The organism is Flavobacterium hiemivividum (assembly GCF_004349145.1).
Classification (GTDB): domain Bacteria; phylum Bacteroidota; class Bacteroidia; order Flavobacteriales; family Flavobacteriaceae; genus Flavobacterium; species Flavobacterium hiemivividum.
The window spans coordinates 1-1,937 of record NZ_SMFO01000029.1; the positions used below are offsets into that span (position 1 = coordinate 1).

Annotated in this window: 1 protein-coding gene; it reads right to left on the reverse strand. The window is 42.8% G+C overall.

Going from position 1 to position 1,937, the window contains the following annotated elements:
* Positions 1-65 precede the first annotated feature (65 nt).
* Entirely contained in the window at positions 66-1,361 is a 1,296-nt protein-coding gene (ltrA, locus tag E0F98_RS15940) for a group II intron reverse transcriptase/maturase (protein ID WP_132113262.1), read from the reverse strand.
* Positions 1,362-1,937: the final 576 nt, after the last annotated feature.

Consider the following 1,937-nt stretch of genomic DNA (forward strand, 5'->3'; position numbering starts at 1 on the left):
AATCGAGTAGACGGCTCCGCTCCTAATGGAACGGAGTGCGCCTCTCACACCACCGAGCGTACGGGTCACGTACTCGGCGGTTCGCAAAGAGATGGGTTAAGTTCGATATAAACATCAGTCAATGATTGATACCCTTTTTGTTTTAAGCGTTTCAAAGTTATGGTTGTCCCCAAAATTGGACTCTGAGCAATCGCCCACCCCCCTTTTCGAGTTCGACTCCATGCATAGGCGTGGTCTTGGTCAATTCCTAGTCGTATGAGGTTTTTCCTTTTCCGTTCAGGTTTTTTCCAGTCGTGCCAAATACAGTACCGAAGTCGGTTTCTTAACCAGCCATCTAAATCTCGTAATTTCCCCATGATACTTGTTCCCCGAAAATAGTTTAACCATCCTCGTTGAATTTCGTTTATCTTGGCAATACGGTCTTCTAGCTTGACTGGTGCGGTTTTTCGACTAATGCTTTTGAGCTTTTCTTTGAGTTTCTTCCACGCTTTTTCTGCCACTACCAACTGATAATCGTTCTTGCTTCCTTTCTTGTAAGTTGGCACAAATCCGAATCCCAAAATAGTGAAGTGAACGGGACGTTTTATCCCGCTTTTCTCCTCGTTGATGGTCAGTTTTAGCTTCGTTTTCAAGAATTTTACAAGCGCTTGTGCTGTCGCTTTTGCTCGAATGTGGCTTGTGCAATAAATACTAAAATCATCGGCATAACGTACAAATTTGTATTTGCGTCTTGTCATTTCTTTGTCCAATTCGTGGAGTAGAATATTCGACAATAACGGACTGAGTGGACTTCCTTGTGGAACGCCCTTACGCCTTTTTTGTAGTTTTCCTTTGATTTGTATTGGCGCACGTAACCATTTTCGAATGAGTCGCATCGTGGTTTTACATTTCACTTTTCGATAGACTAAATTAAGTAATAAACAATGGTCTACTTCGTCAAAGAAGTTCTTTAGGTCGATGTCCACAATGTGGTTCAACCCTTGATGGATGTAATCCCTCGCTTGCCCAACGGCTTGTCGAGCATTCTTGTTGGGACGAAATCCAAAGCTATTGCTACTAAACTCGGTTTCAAATAATGGTGCTATAACCTGCGATACAGCTTGCTGCAACACTCGGTCGGTAGTGGTAGGAACTCCCAAAAGACGGACTTTACCGTTCCCTTTAGGAATCTCAACGCCCAAAATGGGTTGAGACAAGTAGTTTTCCTTTGCAATATCGTCAAGCAATTGTAGTTTTCGTTTCGGAAAACGCTCTTTGAGCTGACTAACTTTTACACCATCTACTCCCGCACTGCCTCGATTGGAAACAACGTGTTCCAAGGCTTTTTGAAGATTGTAAGGATGTACTACTCGTGCAATCATTTTCTTTTGTTTAATCTGAATTTATTTCAGATTCTTTGTTAACCTGTTCTTGTTTTTCAGGGCTATCCGCCACGGCGGATTCCGTTGAAAATTAGGAACCTCAATGCGTTCTGTCCTTCCTTGATTGTGAGACCTATGCAGTTTCTATTTGCAACTCGTTGCCCCAAGTACTATGACTTCTGCTGACTTCTTGACCTAACCAACTCGTGGTTGTCAAGACCTCCCCCGGTAAGAGCTCTTTCCTTCCGTCTATTCCCGCTGCATCTACATCTAATAGGTTTTTGTAAACTTCGGACTTTACGTTGCTGTGGACGCTTATCCCTTACTAAATGCCTCTTATGCAATTTCTGTTCGTCGGTACAGACTTTTGCCGTTTCGCTTCCTTCAGTGCATATCTCACGATAAACCACCTTGCGACGTACTAATGATTCGGGTTTTCAATCCGCTCATAAGGGACTTACACCCTCTGGAAAAATATCAGACTGTATCATTTGTTTTCTAATCCAAAAAGTCTAATTTCGAATTAAGAACAAACGATTTACAATCTGCTTCCTGCTCATGCAGGGCACACACAGC

What these genes read in the sequence shown, in the direction of transcription:
- ltrA (WP_132113262.1), bottom strand. Translation starts at nt 1,361, where the DNA reads ATGATTGCACGAGTAGTACATCCTTACAATCTTCAAAAAGCCTTGGAA.